The following is a 17,271-nucleotide window of genomic DNA, read 5'->3' as shown; positions in this document are numbered from 1 at the left end:
GCAAGGGAAGGACCATCGCTCATGTCCGTCGTCATCGTGGGTGCCACCGGCCACCTGGGCCGTCTCGTCGTGGAGGAACTCCTGGAGCGGGGGACCCCGGCCGAGCGGATCGTCGCGGCCGGCCGCGACACCGGGCGCCTGGCGGAGCTGGCCGGGCGCGGGGTGCGCACCGCGCGCATCGACCTCGACGACCCCGCCACCCTCGCCCCGGCCTTCGAGGGCGCCGCCGCCCTGCTGCTGGTCTCCACCAGCGAGCCGGGCCGCCGGGTGCCCCAGCACAGGGCTGCCGTCGAGGCCGCTGCCGCCGCCGGGACCGGGCACATCGTCTACACCAGCGCGCCCCGGGCGGACGACACCCCGCTGGTGCTGGCGCCCGACCACAAGGCCACGGAGGAGCTGCTGGCGGCCTCGGGCATCGCCCACACGGTCCTGCGCAACAACTGGTACAGCGAGAACTACCTGCCGCAGCTGGAGCAGGCCCGCGCCACCGGCGCGTTCCTCGGCAGCGCGGGGCGGGGCCGGGTGCCCAGCGCCTCCCGCCGCGACTTCGCCGCGGCGGCGGCGGTGGTGCTGGCCGACCCGGCGGCCCACGCGGGCGCGGTGTACGAGCTGACCGGCGACACCGCCTGGACCCACGACGAGCTGGCCGCCACCCTCGCGGACGTCCTGGGCCGGGACGTGGTCTACAAGGACCTGTCCACCGCCGAGCACACCGCCGCCCTGGTCGGGGCGGGCCTGGACGCGGGGACCGCGGCGTTCGTCGCCGCCCTGGACGGCAACATCCGCGACGGCGCCCTGGGCGAGCCCACCGGCGACCTGCGCCGCCTCATCGGCCGCCCGTCCACCCCGCTCGCCGACACCCTGCGCGAGTCGGCCTGACACCTGCCGGGGCGGGTCGGGCGGCGCGCCGCCCGACCCGCCCCGGGTCCTCGCCGCCGCGTCTGCCCGCGCCGAGCGGGGGAGGCCGCCCGGGAGCGACGGCGTCCCTCCCGACCCACCGCGGCCGCCGTCCGCGCCCGGCCCCCGGCAACCACGGCCGCTGCGCCGGGCACCGCCGCCCCGGGGCCGGAGCAGCGGGCCGGTCACTCCTCGGACAGGACGCGCCGGGCGCTGCGGAACGCGGCGTCGGCGTCGGGGACACCGCGGCAGACCGCGCTCCGCGACACGACCTCCCCGCTCTCCGCCGCGGTCCCGTGTCGGGGACGTGCCGCCCCCGGCGTTCGCGTCCGGCACGAAGCGGGTACGCGTGGTGGCGAAGGGCGAGTACAGAGGTCAGGAGGCCGCGCATGCACCACCGCACCGCACCGCGAAGCCCCGGCGGACCCGGCGCGCCGACCGGGGGAGGCCGCCCGTGAGCGGCGGCGCCCCTCCCGCCGCCCCCGGCTCCGGCCCCGCCGTGACCGCCGTGCGCGGCTCCCTGGCGTGGTTCTCCGACGACCCCTTCCTCACCTCCGACGACCGGGCCCTGGAGTACGTCGAGGACGGCCTGCTGGTCTGCCGCGACGGCAGGATCACCGCCTCCGGCCGCTACGGCGACCTGGTCGGCTCCCTGCCCCCGGGCACCGCCGTCGTCCACCACCGCGGCAAGCTCGTCCTGCCCGGGCTCATCGACCCCCACGTGCACTACGTGCAGACCCGGATCACCGGCTCCTACGGGGAGGAGCTCCTGGACTGGCTCCAGCGGTACGTCTATCCGGAGGAGGTCCGCTTCGCCGACGCGGCCTACGCGCGCTCCTGCGCGGCGCTGTTCTGCGACCAGCTGCTGCGCAACGGCACCACCACCGCCCTGGTCGGCTGCGCCACCTTCCCGGTCTCCGTCGACGCCCTCTTCGAGGAGGCCGCCCGGCGCGGGATGCGGATCGCCGCGGGCAAGGTGCTCATGGACCGCAACGCCCGCACCGACCTGCTGGACCGGTCGCCGATCCGGGCGTACGAGGAGTCCGAGGCGCTCATCCGCAGGTGGCACGGCGTCGGCCGGAACCTGTACGCCGTCACACCCCGGTTCGCGGTGGCCTGCACCGACGAGATGCTCCGCCTGGCGGGGCGGCTGTGGCACGCGCACCCCGGCACCCTGGCCCAGACCCACCTGGCCGAGAACCGTGAGGAGGTCGGGCAGGTCCGCGAGCTGTTCCCGGACCGCAGGGACTACGTGGACGTGTACGACCACTTCGGGCTCCTGGGGCGCGGGGCGGTCTTCGCGCACGCCGTCCACCTGAACGGGCGCGAGTGGCGCAGGCTGTCGGAATCGGGCAGCGGCGTCGCGCACTGCCCCACCTCCAACCTCTTCCTGGGCAGCGGCCTGTTCTCCGCCCGCGCCGCCAAGGACCCCCGGCACCCCGTGCGCACCGGCCTGGGCACCGACGTGGGCGGGGGCACCGGCCTGTCGCTGCTGGAGACGATGGGCGAGGCCTACAAGGTCGGGAGGCTCCGGGGGTTCCCGATGAGCGGGGTCGGGCTTTTTTACCTGGCCACCCTGGGCGGGGCGCAGGCGATGGGGCTGGAGGGGACCGTGGGCTCCCTGGCCCCCGGCAACGAGGCCGACTTCGTGGTCCTGGACCCCTCCGCCACCCCGATGCTCGCCGCCCGCACCGCCGAGAGCGAGACGGTGGGCGACCTCCTCTTCGCCCTCGGCCACCTGGGCGACGACCGGGCCGTGGCCCTCACCTACGTCGGCGGCCGTGTGGCGCACGAGCGCGGCCCCTGCCGGGACGCGGAGGGGTAGGGCGCCCCCCGGGGGCGCCGCGCGGGGCTGCACCCCTGCTCTGGCGGGGCTGCACCCCTGCTCTGGCGGGGCTGCACCCCTGCTCCGGCGGGGCCTGCGCCCGCTCCGCGCGGGCCCCCTCCGGGACCGCGGACCGCCGCGGCGGCGCGGGGCCGTCCGGCCGGGACGGTCCGCATCGGGGACACCCCCGCACGACTCCGGCGTGGGTCCCGCCGCACGCGGACCGCACGGCCTCCGGTGGTCGCGCCTCGGGCGTGCCCGGCTCTCGCCGGCCGCCGGGGGCCGCCGTGGTTCCCCGCGGGGCCCTGCCGAACACCGCAGCGGCCCCGGTCCCGGTCCCGGGACCGCTGCGCTCACGCCGGGCCCGGCTCGGACAGGACGCGCTGGGCGATGCGGAACGCGGTGTTGGCGTCGGGGACACCGCAGTAGACCGCGCTCTGCAACACGACCTCCTCGATCTCCGCCGGGGTCAGCCCGTTGCGCAGTGCGGCGCGCACGTGCATGGCGAATTCCTCGTGGTGGCCGCGGGCGATCAGCGCGGTCAGGGTGATCATCGACCGGCTGCGCCGGTCCAGGCCCGGCCGGGTCCACACCGTGCCCCAGGCGTAGCGGGTGATGAAGTCCTGGAAGCCGGCGGTGAAGTCCGTGGTCGCCGCGACCGCCCGGTCCACGTGGGCGTCGCCCAGCACCTCGCGGCGCACCGCCATGCCCGCCGCGTGCACCTGCTCCTGGGTGAGGGCGCCCGGGCCGGTGCCCGCGCCGGGACCGTCACCGGCGCTTGCCCCGGGGTGCCGGCCGGTGTCCGGGGCGAGCCTCGCGCCGGTGCCCGGGCCGGTCGGTGGTCCCGTGGGCGCGCCGGCGCCCGGGTGGATGTCCGTGTCCAGGTTTCCATCGGCGCCCGGGTCGGTGGGCGGGCCGGTGCCGGGGCCCGCGGCGAAGTCCTCATCGGGATCCTCACCGGAGCCCCTGCGGGTGTGCGGGCCGGACGGTGGGGCGGTGGGCGCGCCGACGCCGGTGCCGGTGGGCGGTCCGACGGCCCGGGAGGCGTCCGGGGGCGACCCCGGGTCCGCGAAGTGGGCGCGCAGCAGGGCGGCGACCCGGTCGGGTGCCTCCGCCGGGGCCAGGTGGGCGACCCCCGCCAGGACCTCCGCGCGGCCCCGGCGCACCCCGCGCGCCAGGGCCTCCAGCGACGCGGGCGGGGTGGCGCCGTCCCGGGCCCCCGCCACGGCCAGCACCGGCGCGGTGACCTCCCCCAGCCGGTCGCGCACGTCGAACCCGGCCAGCGCCCCGCAGGCCAGCGCGTAGCCCCCGGCGTCGGTGTCGCGCAGCGCGTGCAGCAGGGCGGCGGCGGTCGTCGGCTCGCGCCCGGCGAAGCCCGGGGCGAACCACCGCCGTGCCGAGCCCTCCACCACGGCGGCGGTGCCCGAGGCCCGCACCGTCGCGGCCCGCTCCCGCCACGCGCCGGGTTCGCCGATGCGCGCCCCCGTGCACAGCAGCGCCGCCGAGCGCACCGCCTCGGGGGCGTCCAGCAGCAGGTGCAGGCCCACGGCCCCGCCCAGGGAGACGCCCGCGTAGCGGAACGAGCGGTCGGCGCCGCCGCGCGCGGCGGTGACGCCCCGGGCGAACCCCAGGACGCCCCGCGCCAGCTCCTCCACGGTGAACGGCGCGTCCGCGGTCGGGGCGCCGCCGTGCCCGGGCAGGTTCCAGCCCACCACGTGGAAGGCGTCGCCGAGCCGGTCGGCGGCGGCCGACCACAGCGCCGCCGCCGAGGTGCCCAGCGAGGGGCCCGCCAGGAGCAGCGGCCGGTCGGGGCCCCCGGCCAGTTCGACTCCGGTGATACGGGGGACCGTCATGCGTGGGCCTCCAGGAAGCGGTCGGCGCGGTCCAGGACGGCGTCAACGAGGGCGCCGGCGGCCCCCGTCCCGTCCGGGGGGCCGTGGCCGGCGGCGTCGGCGCCGGTGAACGCGGCCACGGCCCGCGCCTCGGCGGTCAGCGCCTCCCGGGCCCCGGCGGCGGTGGCCGCCATCCGGTCGGCGTCCACGGTCAGCCCCGCCAGCAGCTCCCGGGTCTGGGAGGCGGCGGTGGCGGTGCGCCGGGCCAGGGTGCGCAGGGTCGCCCACTCGGCGTGCCAGGCCCCGTCGGGGCGCTCGTCCACGGTCAGCGCCGACGCCAGGTGCAGGGTCGAGGCCAGCGGGGGAGCGGCCAGCGCCGCCCGCCGGACCAGCACCGACAGCACCGGGTTGCGCTTGTGCGGCATCGCCGAGGAGCCGCCGCGCCCGTCGGCGGCGGGCTCGGAAACCTCGGCGATCTCGGGCCGGGACAGCACGGCGACGTCGGCGGCCAGACGCCCCCAGGCGTCGGTGCAGATCACCAGGGCGTCGCCCAGGGCGGTGACGGTGGCGCGGCGGGTGTGCCACGGCGGGTCCGCCGCCAGGCCCAGGCGGCGGGCGGCGTCCCCCGCCAGGGCTTCCGCGGCGGCCACCGGGTCGGCGGACCCGCGGGCCCCGGCCAGGGCGACGACGGCCGAGCGGGTCCCGGCGGCACCGCCGACCTGCACCGGGAACCGCAGCCGGCCCAGGGTGCCGGCGGCGTCCAGCACCCCGGCCAGCCACCCGGCGGCCTTGAGCCCGAAGGTGACCGGCACCGCGTGCTGGGTGAGGGTGCGCCCGGCCATCACCGTGCCCCGGTGGGCGCGGGCCAGGCGGGCCAGGGACCCGGCCTGGTGGCGCAGGTCGGCGCGCAGCCGCGCCACGGTGTCGCGGGCGCACAGCACCAGCGCGGTGTCCACCACGTCCTGGCTGGTCAGGCCCCGGTGGATCCAGGCGGCGGCGGGTCCGCCGGCGCGTTCGCGCAGCAGCCCCACCAGGGCGATGACGGGGTTGCCGCCGCCCTCGGCGGCGCGGGCCAGGGCGGGCAGGTCGCCGGGGCCGGCCAGACCGGCCAGGTCGGCGCGGGCCGGGGCGATCCCCGCCCCGGCCAGGGCGTCCAGCCAGGCCTGCTCGACGTCGGCCATGGCGCGGAGCCAGGCGCCCCCGGTGAACAGGTCCCCGGCGCGCTCGTCGCCGGGCCAGAAGAGGTCGGTCACGGCGCCCGCCGCCCCGACAGGTCCAGGAACACGGTCTCCCCCTCGCCCTGGAGGCGGATGTCGAACACCGGTCCCCGCCCGTCGCGGCGGGCGACGAGCGTGGCGCGGCGCCCGGCCGGCAGGGACGCCAGCAGCGGGTCGGCGGCCAGCGCGGCGGTGTCGTCGGGCAGGTAGGCGCGGGTGAACAGCCGGTCCGTCAGCCCGCGGGCGAACACGGTGAGGGCGAAGAACGCCGCCGCCCCCGGCCGGTCGGGGCCCGGCTCCAGGGTGCTGAACCAGTACCGGCCGTCGCGGCCGGTGCAGGTCCGGCCGAACCCGGTGAAGGTCCACCCGTCGCGGCGCAGCGACCCGGTCTCGCGCGGGACCGCGCCGTCGGGCCCGGCCTGCCAGACCTCCACCAGGGCGTCCCGCACGGCCTCCCCGGCCCCGTCGGTGACCCGCCCGCCCAGGCGGACCGCGCCCGCCGAGCCCGGGGGCACGAGGTCGCGGTCGCCGTCGTAGGGCAGGGCGTAGTGGAAGAACGGGCCGACCGTCTGGCCCGGGGTGGTGCGCGTCGGCGGCTCTTCGCGTGGAGCGGTGCTCATGCCCGGTCCCCCTCCCCGTCCTCCAGCGGCGTGCCGTGCGCGCCGCCCAGGACGATGTCCCACCGGTAGCCGGTCGCCCACTCGTGGGTGGTCACCCCGTGGTCGTAGGCGGCCACGAGCATCGCCCGGCCGCGCGGGTCGGTGACCGACGCCAGGATCGGGTCCAGGGCCAGCAGCTGGTCGCCGGGGAAGTACATCTGGGTGACCAGCCGCTGGGAGAACTCCGTCCCGAACAGCGAGAAGTGGATGTGCGCGGGCCGCCAGGCGTTGTGGTGGTTGCGCCACGGGTAGGGCCCCGGCTTGACCGTCTGGAACCGGTAGTACCCGTCGTCGTCGGTCAGGCACCGCCCGGCGCCGGTGAAGTTGGGGTCCAGCGGGGCCGGGTGGCGGTCGCCGCTGTGCACGTAGCGTCCGCCCGCGTTGGCCTGCCAGACCTCCACCAGCTGGCGGCGGACCGGCCGGCCCCGGGCGTCGGTGACGCGGCCGGTGACGACCGTGCGCTCGCCCAGGGGCTCGCCGGCGCCGCCGAGGGTGAGGTCGGCCTCCAGGGGGTCCACGTCGCGCTCGCCGAAGCAGGGGGCGAAGAGCTCGACGGCCTCGGGGTCGGCGTGGTGGAGGTCCTTGGTGGGGTGGCGCAGCGCGGTGCTGCGGTAGGGCGGGTAGTCGAGGGCGGGCTGGCGCGGGTCCGCGCCCGTGGCGCGGCGGGCCTCCTCGACGGCGGCCATCCGCGCGCTGAGCGCCGACTGGGGCTCCAGGCCGGAGGCCGTGACCGGGGTGCTGTCCATGGCCGGAGGCTACGGCCGGGGCGGAGGGCGGCGCAGGTCTCCTTTCCGCTCAGCGGAAGGCCGGTCTGCGGGGGATGGCACAATGCCTGCCATGGCGGGGAACACCGGCACACCCGGGGCGACCGTGGCCGGCAGGGTCATGGCCGTGCTGGGCGCCTTCGACGAGCACCACCGGCGGCTCACGCTGTCCGCCATCGCCCGGCGCGCCGGACTGCCGCCGCCCACCGTGCACCGGCTGGTGGGGGAGCTGGTGCGCCACGGCGCGCTGGCCCGCGAGGACGGCGCCTACGTGGTGGGCCGCCGCCTGTGGGACATCGGGCTGCTGGCCCCGGTGCAGACCACGCTGCGCGAGGCGGCCTCGCCCTTCCTGCACGACGTGTACGCGACCACCCTGGCCACCGTGCACCTGGCGGTGCGCGACGGCGACGAGGTGCTGTACCTGGAGCGGCTGGCGGGCCGGGCGTCGGTGCCGGTGGTCAGCAGCGCGGGCTCCACGCTGCCGATGCACTGCACCGGGGTCGGCAAGGTCCTGCTGGCGCACGCGCCCGAGGAGGTGCGCTCCCGGGTGCTGGGGTCGCTGCGGCGGGTCACCCCGTACACGGTCACCCGGCCGGGGGTACTGCTGCGCCAGCTGGAGCGGGTCCGCCGCGAGGGGTACGCGACCACCGTGGAGGAGATGACGCTGGGGGCGTGCTCGGTGGCGGTGCCGGTGCGGCGGGGCGGGGAGGTGGCGGCGGCGGTCGCGGTCGTGGTGCCCACGCTCAAACGCGACCGGGGCAGGCTGGTCACCGCGCTCCAGGTGGCGGCGCAGGGCATCGCGCGGAGGTTGTGACCCCCCTCGTTCCGTCCCGGCCGTCGCCGACCCGGCGCGCGCCGGGGACACCCGCCCGGCCGGCGCCCGCCCCGGCACCGCGCCGCGCCGGGTGCGGCGGCGCACCCGCCTCTCGTGGTGGACGGCCGCCGTGCCGCACACGGGCGGGAACCCCTGCGACGTCCGGCTCCGGCCGTCCCGGCCGCACCGGGCACCACCGGCCGGCCGGGCGGGCGCCGCAGACCCGGAGAACCACGCGGTCCCGTCCCCGGTGCCCCGTCCGCGCCGCCGAGCGGACGGTGCGCGGTCCCCGGCGACCGGGCCCCGCGCATCGCCCGCTGTGGGGCCGGGCCCCGAGGTCAGCGGTGCCCCGGCGCTGCGTCCTCCTCCGGATCGCCCGTCCGTTCCCCCTCGCCCCGCCCGGCGCCCCCGCGGCGCGCCGCCAGGTCCTCGGCGATGAGCAGCCCGGCCGGGACCAGGCCCAGCAGGAAGCCGCTGGGCCCGATGAGCAGGGCGCACCCGGCCGCCCAGAGCCCCAGTCCCCAGCCGACGTAGGCGGGCACGCGCCCGCCCCGCCGTCCCAGCCGCGCCACCAGGAGGCCGAGCAGGACGAGGGGGACGACGAAGCCCCCGGGCAGCGCCCAGAACACGGACAGGGAGGCGTCACCGCCCTCGCCCGAGCGCAGCCCGCCGCCGAGCCACTCGCTCCAGTAGGGGTGGGGCAGGAAGACCAGGGTGTGCAGGACGCCGATGGCCGCCGTCGACCACCCGGCGGCGACCGTCAATCGCTTCTTGGACATGACCCCAGCCTCCCCCTCCCGCCCGGGAGCGCGCTTCCCCCGGGAGAGCGACCCCCTCCCCCGCGGGAGGGAGTCCGCGCGCGGCTGCGGGGGAGTCCGAGCGGGGCCCGGGACTCCGCCCTCGGCCCGGGCCGCCCCTCACGGAACGGCGCGGCCCGAGCCGGCACCGCGGATCCTGGGACCATCGGCCGCGGGTGGTCCCGCTCAGCCTTCGGGCGGCGTCAGCCAGTCGACGATCTCCTCGACCAGCGCGGGTTGCATCGCCGCGTAGGCGAGGTCCTCGAAGACCGTCGAGAGGCCCTCGCGCTCCTCGGTCTCGATGAACCACTCCCCGGCCGCGGCCTCGGTCGCGTGGATCCGTCCCGCCAGCGCGGCCAGCGCGGTGCGCACGAGGGGGCGTCGGGGCTTGGGCCCCAGCGCGGCCAGCTCGCGCTCCGTGTCCCGGATGTGCTCGACGATCGCGTCCCGGAACGAGGCCGGAGGGAACGGTGGTGAGGGCTCCCAGTCCTGGAGCAACGGCTCCTCGAGCAGCTGCGCGAAGGTGAGTGTTCGCAGCCGCGTCCGCAGCCTGCGCTCCCGCTCCGCGGACTCCCGGTGCCGGCGCTCCTGCTCCAGCTGCTGCTCGCTCCGCATCTGCCGCAGCTCGTGACGCCAGCGCCACCGCTCCTCGATCTCGTCGCTCAGTCCCTTGGCCGTGCCGTGCACGATCTGCCACGCCTCACCGGTCAGCGACGGGTGCGCCAGGCGTGCCTCGACGTCGGTGACCTCACGCCGACCCAGCAGGGTGAGCTCGGGCAGGCGCGCGTTCTCCCCCTTGACGATCGTGACGACGACGGCGGTGCCACCGCGTCCGCCCTTGCCCCGTGTGATCGCGGCCGCGGCGGCGGCCGCCGCCAGCGAGGGCGGCTCGGTCCAGACCTCGGCGAGCGGGACGAGGACGACGACGCGTGCGGTCCGGCCGATGACGACCGCGGCTGCGTAGCGGCCGGTGTTCTCGGGGGAGACCGGATACAGCGGCACGGTCCGGAACGACAGGACGCTCCCCGGATCGGCGAACAGGTCGGTCGCGGGTTCCGGCATGCCGCAATCTTAGGCGCACCTGCCTCGATCCCGTGGTCTGGACCCGTCCCGGCCATGCTGGGCGGCGCACGCTCCGGCGCTGGGTCGCGCGAACCGGGAAGCTCCGGCCAACGGGCGCGCGGCGCCCATCGAGTGCCCGCCGAGAGCGCGCGATCGCATCATCTTCATTTCGCCACAAGGCCTGAGGAGGCGGCGGCCTGGGCGATGGCCTGGGCGTGCAGGCGCAGCTGCTCCCGGGCGAACCACCGGACGACCCGGTTGGCGATCCGCCCGCGCAGGGCGTTGGGCCACTCCATGGTCATGCGGAGCCGGGCGCGGTGCCCCCGCGGCTCGATGACGATCCGCAGCGACCGGGGCGCGGTCCTCTCCCCCTGGTCCCGGGTCCAGACGACCTCGCGGCCCTCGACGCGGTGGGTGATCTCCTCGCGGGTCCTCTCGCCGTCCCGCGAGGTCAGCTCCACGGCGCCGCCGCCGAGGCCGCGCGCCGACGCGGCGCCCGCGTCCCACTCGGCCCGGCGCCCGGGCTCGCGGACCAGGCTCCACACCCGTTCGGCGGAGACGGGGACGTCGAGGTCGTAGCGGGTGCGCTCCCACCCCCGGGGCTGCGGGCCGGGGGCGTCGGCCCCCTCCCCGTCCGCGGGCGCCGGGTCCGCCGCGGGCCGGTCCGGGGCGTCCGGGTCCAGGGCTCCGGCGTCCACGCCCAGCCGGTCCAGCAGCCGCCGCACCCGGCCGCCGCCGTCCGCGACCAGGGCCGCGAGCAGCGCCCGGTCGCCGCCGGAGGAGGGGCACTCCTCCAGGAGCTCGTTCACGCGCGGGGCCACGGGGAGCCGGGCGGCCTCCTCGGCGAAGGACGCCGAGGGGGAGGGCAGGGGCGTGTCGATGCCCAGCGAGGCGAGGTCCTCGGCCAGGAGGGCGTCGATCGCGGCGCGGGCCCGCCCCAGGTCGATCCCGGCGTCCATGAGGAGCCGGGCCCCCGGGCCGCCGTTGACCAGGATCCCCAGGAACAGGTGCTCGAACCCGACCTCGGGGTGGCCCGCGCGCGCCGCCTCACCGCTGGCGGCCATCAGCATCACCGCGCGGTCGTAGCCGCGGGCCAGGGCGTTGGGGCGGGGCGGAGAGTCCGTCATCGTCAACCTCTCGTGTCGGTGATGTGGCGCAGGCGCTTGCCGTACTTCTTGTGGACGGCCTGGCGGGTGACCCCGAGCGCGGCGGCGATGGCCGTCCAGGACTCCCCGGCGCGGAGGGCGTGCTCGACCTGGCGCAGCTCCAGGGTGTCGACCAGCGTGCGCAGCGAGGCCACGGCGCGCAGGCCCTCCACGGGGGAGGTGGTGTCGGAGGCGGCGCCCGCCAGTTCCACAGCGTCCATGGTGTCAACCTAGGTTGCTCATTCGGTCGGTGTCAACCCGGGTTGCGCTACGTTCCGTGTCCGGGGTGTCCCGGCGCGCAGCGCGGGTACCGCCGCACCCTGCCGTCGGAGCAGGCCGCGAAGACGGGGGGCGCCGGGCCACTGTGGGGCCGCCGCGGCCCCCACCGCCGCACGCCGTGGCGGCGGTCCCCGCCCACGGCGCCCGCGGGCGGGGGCGCCCGGCGGGGAAGTTCCCCTGAGCGGACCGATGTCCCGGCCGGAGCGCCTGCCCGGACCGCCCGGCCGGCGGCGCGATGCGTCAAGCCCAGGGGAGGGGCGCCGGGGCACGAGGGGTATTTCCGCGATTTCGGGAAGACGCCTTTTTGCGTATTCCCTCCGGGGGATTTCCGGGAAGCCTTTCCGCGCCCCGGCGCACGTGGAGCGGAGTCCGGCGCCGGAGCCTATTCCCCGGAGAGCCCGTCCCGGATTTCCGGCGGAACTCCGCGGCGCCCGGAGCGCCCTCACTTTCCCAGGTACACCAGCACGGCCAGCACCCGGCGGTTGTCCCCGGAGGCGGCCGGGAGGCCGAACTTGGCGAAGATCCGGCCGATGTGCTTGGCCACCGCCGCCTCCGTGACCCCCAGTTCCCCGGCGATCGCCGCGTTGGACCGGCCCCGGGCCACCAGCTCCATGACCTGCTCCTCCCGCGGCGACAGCAGGTCCAGGACCGACCGGTTCCGTTTCCGCCCGATCAGCCGACGCACCACCTCGGGATCGACGACGGTCCCGCCGCCCGCCACCTCCTCCAGGGCGGCCAGGAGGTCGCCGACCTCGCCCACGCGGTCCTTGAGCAGGTAGCCGACACCGGCGCCCGCCGCCTCCAGCAGCTCGGTCGCGGTGCCGCGGACGACGTACTGCGACAGGACCAGGACACCCGTGTCCGGGTGGGAGCGGGTGAGGGACAGCGCCGCCCGCAGGCCGTCGTCACCGTGGTCCGGCGGCATGCGCACGTCGGTCACGGCCACGTCCGGCCGGTGCTCGGCCACCGCGCGCAGCAGGCCCGGGGCGTCCCCCACCGCCGCCACCACCCGGTGCCCGGCCATGGTGAGCATCTGTACCAGCCCCTCGCGCAGCAGGGCCGAGTCCTCGGCGATCACGACGCGCACGGGATCTCCACCTCCACCGACGTGGGGCCGCCCGCCGGGCTGCTCAGCCGCACGGTCCCCAGGTAAGCCCCCGCCCGGTCCGCGAGCCCCGCCAACCCCGACCCCCGCCCCGGGTCGGCGCCCCCGACGCCGTCGTCCACCACCCGCAGCACCAGGCTCCCCGCGCGCGAGACCCGCACGCTCAGGCGGATCTCCCCGGCCCCGGAGTGCCGGACGGCGTTGCCCAGGGCCTCCCGGGCGCAGAAGTACGCGGTCGACTCCACCGCCCCGGGCAGCCGCCCGGTCTCCCCGGCGTCGAGCACCACCGGCACCGGACAGGAGTCGGCCAGCTCCTCCAGGGCGCCGACCAGGCCCCGCTCGGTGAGCGCCGCCGGGTGGATGCCGTGCACCAGCTCCCGCAGCTCGGCCAGGGCGCCCCGCGCCTCCTCGTAGGCCTGTTCCACCAGCTCCCGGGCCTGCTCCGGGTCGGCGTCGAAGCGCGTGCGCGCCATGCCCAGCCGCAGCGTCAGCACGGTCAGCCGCTGCTGCGCGCCGTCGTGGAGGTCCCGCTCGATCCTGCGCCGCTCGGCGGTGAAGGCGTCCGCCAGGCGCGTGCGCGACCGGACCGCCTCGCCCAGGCGCTCGCCCAGCTCCTCCTCCCGGTCCGCGGCGAGCATGACCCGCGCCAGGCGCGCCCGGCCCACGGCCAGCGCCGTCACCAGGTAGGCCGCCGCCACCAGGGCGAGCGCCCCCAGCGCCATGTCCGCCGCCCAGGGCAGCGCCGGGAACAGGCGCGCGCCCGCCGTCAGCGACGACTCGCGCGCGTCCAGCCCGCCGGTCGCGCGCAGCAGCGGGGACAGCAGCAGTGTCAGCGGCAGCGACACCAGCAGGACGACCGCGACCGCCTCCAGCAGCGCGAGCGGTAGGAGCAGCAGCCCGTAGGCGAGTTCGCGCCACGTGGCGGCCTCCCGCGCCCGGAGGCGGATCCAGCGCGCGGACGGCACGGGGGCGGACGCCGGCCCGTGCGGGGAGGGGGCGGCGGCGCGGTCCACCAGCGCCAGCCGGCGGCGCTCCACCGCGCCCAGCGGCACGCCCGCCAGCAGCCCCAGCGGCCAGCACACCGCCGCCCACACCACCGCCACCGGCAGCGAGGTCGCCAGGTACAGGAGGGAGCGCAGGGGCCAGAGCGTGAGCGGCACCCGGAGCGGCCCGCCCGCCACCGCGCCCGGGAAGCCGGGCCCCGGGACCGCCGGGCCGTCCGCCCCGCGCCGGGGGCCCAGGAGGGGGAGGGTCTTCGGTTCCATCGGCCCTCCGAGTCCGTTTCCGCGGAGGGCGTCCGTCCCCTCGGTGCGAGAGCATACGAGATCCACAAAAGTGGAGGAGGGAGGTAGAGGTTCCTCCACCCGGGTGCTCCGGCCACCGCCAGTGACGCCCCCCGTGCCCTTCCGCTTGGCTTTCCCCGACACACGAGACGGGCCGTGGAACACCCGCGGCCGCGTGGACGAGGAAAGGACCGCCATGCGAGGACGGGGTGCCGGATCCGGCGCCGGAACGGAGCGCGGCGCCGGCGCGGGGCCGCCCGGGGGAGACCCGCGGGACCCGGCCGCACTGCGGGTGGTCGGACTGGAGAAGACGTTCGCCGGGGGCGACGCGCCCGTGCGCGCCCTGCGGTCGGTGAGCGCGGCCTTCCCCCGCGGCGGGTTCACCGCCGTCATGGGCCCCTCGGGGTCCGGCAAGAGCACGCTCCTGCACTGCGCGGCCGGGCTCGAACGCCCCGACGCCGGGACCGTCCTCGTGGACGGGCGCGACGTCACCCGGCTCGCCGAACCCGCCCTGACGCGCATGCGGGCGCACGCCTTCGGGTTCGTGTTCCAGTCGTTCAACCTCCTGCCCGCGCTGACCGCAGAGGAGAACATCACCGTCGGACAGCGCTTCGCCGGGGTCCCCGTGGACGCGGCCTGGCGGGACCACCTGGTCCGGTCCCTGGGGCTGGAGGGGCGCCTGCGCCACCGCCCCTCCGAACTCTCCGGGGGCCAGCAGCAGCGGGTGGCCATCGCCCGCGCCCTGGTGCACCGCCCCCGGGTCCTTTTCGCCGACGAGCCCACCGGCAACCTCGACTCCCGCTCCGGCGAACGGGTGCTCCAAGCCCTGCGCGACGCGGTGTCCGACCACGGCCGGACCGTCGTCATGGTCACCCACGACCCCGTCGCGGCGGCCCGCGCGGACCGTGTCCTCTTCCTCCGGGACGGCGCCGTCGAGGGAGAACTCGCCGACCCCGCCGCCGACTCCGTGCTCGCCTGGATCCGCCGCCTGGAGTCCCTGTGACCGCCCTCGTGCTGCGCGGCCTCCGCGCCCGCGCCGGCTCCCTGGCGGTGTCGGTCCTCACCCTCGCCCTGGGCGCCGGGCTGACCACGGCCGCCCTCTCCCTCCAGCACTCCGCCGACCTGGCGGCGGCCGACGGCTCCGACGCCGCCTGGCGGCTGTCCGGGGCGCCGGTCGTGGTGGTCGCGGAGACCGACCTGCGCGCCATCACCGCCACGCCGTCCGGGGAGCCGCCCCGGCTGGACCCGGGGGTCCTCACCGCCCTCGCGGACCTGCCCGGCGTGGAGCGGGTGGAGGCGGAGGCGCCGTTCGCCGCCTACGTCGTCGCGGACGGGCGCACCCTGGGCGGCCAGGCCGACCGCTCCTGGGGCCACTCCTGGGCGCTGGCCCGCGCCGAGCGGCTCACCCCGGAACAGGGCAGGGAGCCGCGGGACCCCGGCGAGATCGCCGTGGACGCGCGGACCGCGGCCGAGGCCGGCCTCGGGCCCGGGGACCGCACCGAGGTCCTCACCGCCGACGGGACCTTCCCGGCACTGGTCACGGGCGTCCTCGCGCCGGGCGCGGGCGGCGACCGGGAGCGCGCCCTGTTCTTCGCCCCCGGGGAGGCGGCCGAGCGGGGCGGCGCCCCGGTCCTGGCCGCCGTCCTGCCGCGGGAGGGCGCCGACACCGGGCGGCTCGCGCGGGAGATCGCGGAACAGGTGCCCGGGACCCGGGTGCTCACCGGTGCGGACCGCGGCGACGCGCTCGCCCTGGACCGGGCCGGACGCGAACTCGGCTCCGGCATGGGCCGGTTCCTGGGGACGGTGGCCGTCCTCGCCTTCGTGGTCGCGGGCGTGATGGTGTCCGGCCTGATGAACCTGTCCGTGCGGCGGCGCTCCCGGGAGTTCGCGCTGCTGCGGCTGGCCGGGGCCACACCCGGGCTGGTGCGCCGCCTCGTCCTCGGGGAAGCCCTGGTCCTGGGGGCCGTCGCCGCCGTCCTGTCGCTCGGGGCCGGGGTGGCGGCGGCCGTGCTGCTGCGCGGATTCTTCGCGGCCATGGGCGTGCTGCCCGCGGGCTTCGACCTGGTCATCGGCTGGTCGCCGCCGCTGGCCGGGGCGGCGCTCGCCCTGGCGGTGCCGCCGGCGGCCTCCTGGCGGCCGGTCCTGGCGGCGGGGCGCACCGCGCCGGTGGAGGCGCTGCGCACCGCCGCCGCGGACCCCGCCCCCGCCTCCCGGGCGCGCCTGGTCCTGGGCGCGCTCACCCTGCTCGGCGCCGCCGCGCTCTTCGCGGTGTCCTGGGCCGCGGCGGGCTCCCAGGGCGCGGTGGTGGCGGCGTACACCGCGGCGATGGTGCTCGTCCTGGGGATCGCCCTGCTCACCCCCGACCTGGTCCGCGCGGCCCTCTTCGCGCTGCGCCCGCTGACGCGCGGGCACCCGGCGTCGCTCGTGGTCCACCGCGAGGCGCTGGCCGACCCGCGGCGGTTCTCGGGCGTGGTGACGCCCCTGACGGTCACCGCGGCGGTGGCGTGCCTGCTGATGTTCCAGGGGAGCACAGCCACCGAGGCGCGCCTGTACTCGCTGGGCGAGCGGCTCGGGGCGGACCTGGTGGTCGCCGGGCCCGAGGGCGTGGGGGTGCCGCGGGACGCCGCCGAGCGGGCGGCCCGGGTGCCCGGGGTCGCCGCCGCGGGCGGGTTCCGCCAGACCGTGGCCTCCGGTGGGGGCCCGTACATGTTCGCCTACACGGTGGACCCGGGAACGGTGCCCGACCTCTTCCGCCTGCGCACCGAGCAAGGGGAGTGGGGCGCCTTCGACGAATCCTCGGTCGCGGTGCGGGCGGACGTCGCCGCCGCCCGGGGGTGGGCGGCGGGGGAGGAGGTGACGCTCGCGGGCCCGGACGGCCGGGAGTTCGGGACCGCCGTCGCGGTCGTCTACCGGGCGGGGCTCGACTTCCCCGAGCTGCTGCTGCCCCGGGACCGGATCGCGCCCCGGATGCTCGACGGGATGGACAGCGGGGTGTACGTGGCGCTCGACCCCGGCGCGGACCCGGACGAGGCCGCGCGCCTGCTGGCGCGGGAACTCGACGGGACGCCTGGGCTGCGGGTGATGGACCGCGGCGGACACCTGGCCGACCAGGCCGCGGCGGCGGAGGAGGACGGCTGGATCACCCACCTGATGGTGGCCCTGGTGGCGGGGTTCGCGGCGATCGGCGCCGTCAACACCCTCGTGGTGTCCGGCTTCGCCCGCGCCCGCGGGTTCGCGCTGCTGCGCCTGGTGGGGGCCTCGCGGCGCCAGGTCGCGGGCATGGTCGCGGGCGAGTCGCTCGCCACCTCCTGCGCGGCGGTGGCGCTGGGGACGGCCGCGGCGGCGCTGGGCCTGGCCTGCACCGGCTACGCGTTCACCGCGCAGGCGGCGGTGCTGTCCATGCCGTTGGAGCGGTACCTGCCGATGGCGGCAGCCGTCGTGGGGATCGGCCTCCTGGCCAACCTGGCGCCGCTGGCCGTGGTCCTGCGCGCCCGCCCCGTGCACGCCGCCGCCCCCTCCGCCTGACCGGCCGCCGGGAACGCTGCCGGTCGGTCGGCGGGCCCGGCCGGGCCCGCCGACCGACCGGAGAGGG

General features: G+C 78.0%; 15 protein-coding genes. 5 read left to right on the top strand and 10 right to left on the bottom strand.

Annotated elements, in window-relative coordinates; translation table 11 throughout:
* The first annotated feature begins 21 nt into the window (after positions 1-21).
* A complete protein-coding gene (locus BUE45_RS04060) occupies positions 22-879 on the top strand; it encodes an NAD(P)H-binding protein (RefSeq protein WP_073375031.1) in 858 nt (285 codons plus the stop codon).
* Between the two features lie 472 nt (positions 880-1,351).
* The gene (guaD, locus tag BUE45_RS04055) at positions 1,352-2,722 is read left to right on the top strand and encodes a guanine deaminase (protein WP_073375027.1); all 1,371 of its coding nucleotides are present in this window, start codon (positions 1,352-1,354) and stop codon (positions 2,720-2,722) included.
* 353 nt (positions 2,723-3,075) lie between these two features.
* Here guaD and pcaDC read toward each other — a convergent pair whose 3' ends face one another.
* From pcaDC to pcaH, 4 genes are read right to left on the bottom strand one after another with little or no spacing between them, the layout of a single operon-like run.
* Complete coding sequence (pcaDC, locus tag BUE45_RS32900) at positions 3,076-4,575, bottom strand: bifunctional 3-oxoadipate enol-lactonase/4-carboxymuconolactone decarboxylase PcaDC (RefSeq protein WP_218619482.1); 1,500 nt, start codon at positions 4,573-4,575, stop codon at positions 3,076-3,078.
* On the bottom strand, positions 4,572-5,807 hold the full coding sequence (locus tag BUE45_RS04045) for a lyase family protein (protein ID WP_073375023.1): 1,236 nt from the start codon (positions 5,805-5,807) through the stop codon (positions 4,572-4,574). Before BUE45_RS04045 ends, pcaDC begins: the two co-directional genes overlap by 4 nt.
* Positions 5,804-6,391, bottom strand: a complete 588-nt coding sequence (gene pcaG / locus BUE45_RS04040) for a protocatechuate 3,4-dioxygenase subunit alpha (RefSeq protein WP_073375019.1) — start codon at positions 6,389-6,391, stop codon at positions 5,804-5,806. Before pcaG ends, BUE45_RS04045 begins: the two co-directional genes overlap by 4 nt.
* Positions 6,388-7,176 (bottom strand): protocatechuate 3,4-dioxygenase subunit beta, encoded by a 789-nt coding sequence (pcaH, locus tag BUE45_RS04035; RefSeq protein WP_073375016.1) that lies wholly within the window; start codon positions 7,174-7,176, stop codon positions 6,388-6,390. The genes pcaG and pcaH overlap by 4 nt, the downstream gene beginning before the upstream one ends.
* Positions 7,177-7,267: 91 nt before the next feature.
* Between pcaH and BUE45_RS04030 the strand changes: the two genes are divergently transcribed.
* Positions 7,268-8,008: an IclR family transcriptional regulator gene (locus BUE45_RS04030; RefSeq protein ID WP_073375012.1), complete on the top strand. Its 741-nt coding sequence runs from the start codon at positions 7,268-7,270 to the stop codon at positions 8,006-8,008.
* A 338-nt stretch (positions 8,009-8,346) separates the two neighbouring features.
* Here the strand turns inward: BUE45_RS04030 and BUE45_RS04025 are convergent, their stop codons facing one another.
* The 6 genes from BUE45_RS04025 to BUE45_RS32890 all read right to left on the bottom strand — a co-directional run bounded on the left by BUE45_RS04025 (position 8,347) and on the right by BUE45_RS32890 (position 13,661).
* Positions 8,347-8,787 (bottom strand): DUF6463 family protein, encoded by a 441-nt coding sequence (locus BUE45_RS04025; RefSeq protein ID WP_073375008.1) that lies wholly within the window; start codon positions 8,785-8,787, stop codon positions 8,347-8,349.
* A 204-nt stretch (positions 8,788-8,991) separates the two neighbouring features.
* Entirely contained in the window at positions 8,992-9,867 is an 876-nt protein-coding gene (locus BUE45_RS04020; RefSeq protein WP_073375004.1) for a hypothetical protein, read from the bottom strand.
* Between the two features lie 164 nt (positions 9,868-10,031).
* Positions 10,032-10,994 (bottom strand): SRPBCC family protein, encoded by a 963-nt coding sequence (locus tag BUE45_RS04015; RefSeq protein WP_073375000.1) that lies wholly within the window; start codon positions 10,992-10,994, stop codon positions 10,032-10,034.
* A 2-nt stretch (positions 10,995-10,996) separates the two neighbouring features.
* A complete protein-coding gene (locus BUE45_RS04010; RefSeq protein ID WP_073374995.1) occupies positions 10,997-11,233 on the bottom strand; it encodes a hypothetical protein in 237 nt (78 codons plus the stop codon).
* 500 nt (positions 11,234-11,733) lie between these two features.
* Complete coding sequence (locus BUE45_RS32895) at positions 11,734-12,378, bottom strand: response regulator transcription factor (RefSeq protein ID WP_073374991.1); 645 nt, start codon at positions 12,376-12,378, stop codon at positions 11,734-11,736.
* The gene (locus tag BUE45_RS32890) at positions 12,366-13,661 is read right to left on the bottom strand and encodes a sensor histidine kinase (RefSeq protein ID WP_218619481.1); all 1,296 of its coding nucleotides are present in this window, start codon (positions 13,659-13,661) and stop codon (positions 12,366-12,368) included. The genes BUE45_RS32895 and BUE45_RS32890 overlap by 13 nt, the downstream gene beginning before the upstream one ends.
* 214 nt (positions 13,662-13,875) lie before the next feature.
* Here BUE45_RS32890 and BUE45_RS03995 point away from each other — a divergent pair, with 214 nt between their 5' ends.
* Together BUE45_RS03995 and BUE45_RS03990 are read left to right on the top strand one after the other, a co-directional pair.
* Positions 13,876-14,682: an ABC transporter ATP-binding protein gene (locus BUE45_RS03995; RefSeq protein WP_084736858.1), complete on the top strand. Its 807-nt coding sequence runs from the start codon at positions 13,876-13,878 to the stop codon at positions 14,680-14,682.
* On the top strand, positions 14,679-17,204 hold the full coding sequence (locus BUE45_RS03990; protein ID WP_073374987.1) for an ABC transporter permease: 2,526 nt from the start codon (positions 14,679-14,681) through the stop codon (positions 17,202-17,204). The genes BUE45_RS03995 and BUE45_RS03990 overlap by 4 nt, the downstream gene beginning before the upstream one ends.
* The last annotated feature ends 67 nt before the right edge of the window (positions 17,205-17,271 follow it).

The sequence above is a fragment of the Nocardiopsis flavescens genome (genome assembly GCF_900141985.1).
Classification (GTDB): Bacteria; Actinomycetota; Actinomycetes; order Streptosporangiales; family Streptosporangiaceae; genus Nocardiopsis; species Nocardiopsis flavescens.
This window is presented reverse-complemented; position numbering and strand designations above follow the sequence as displayed.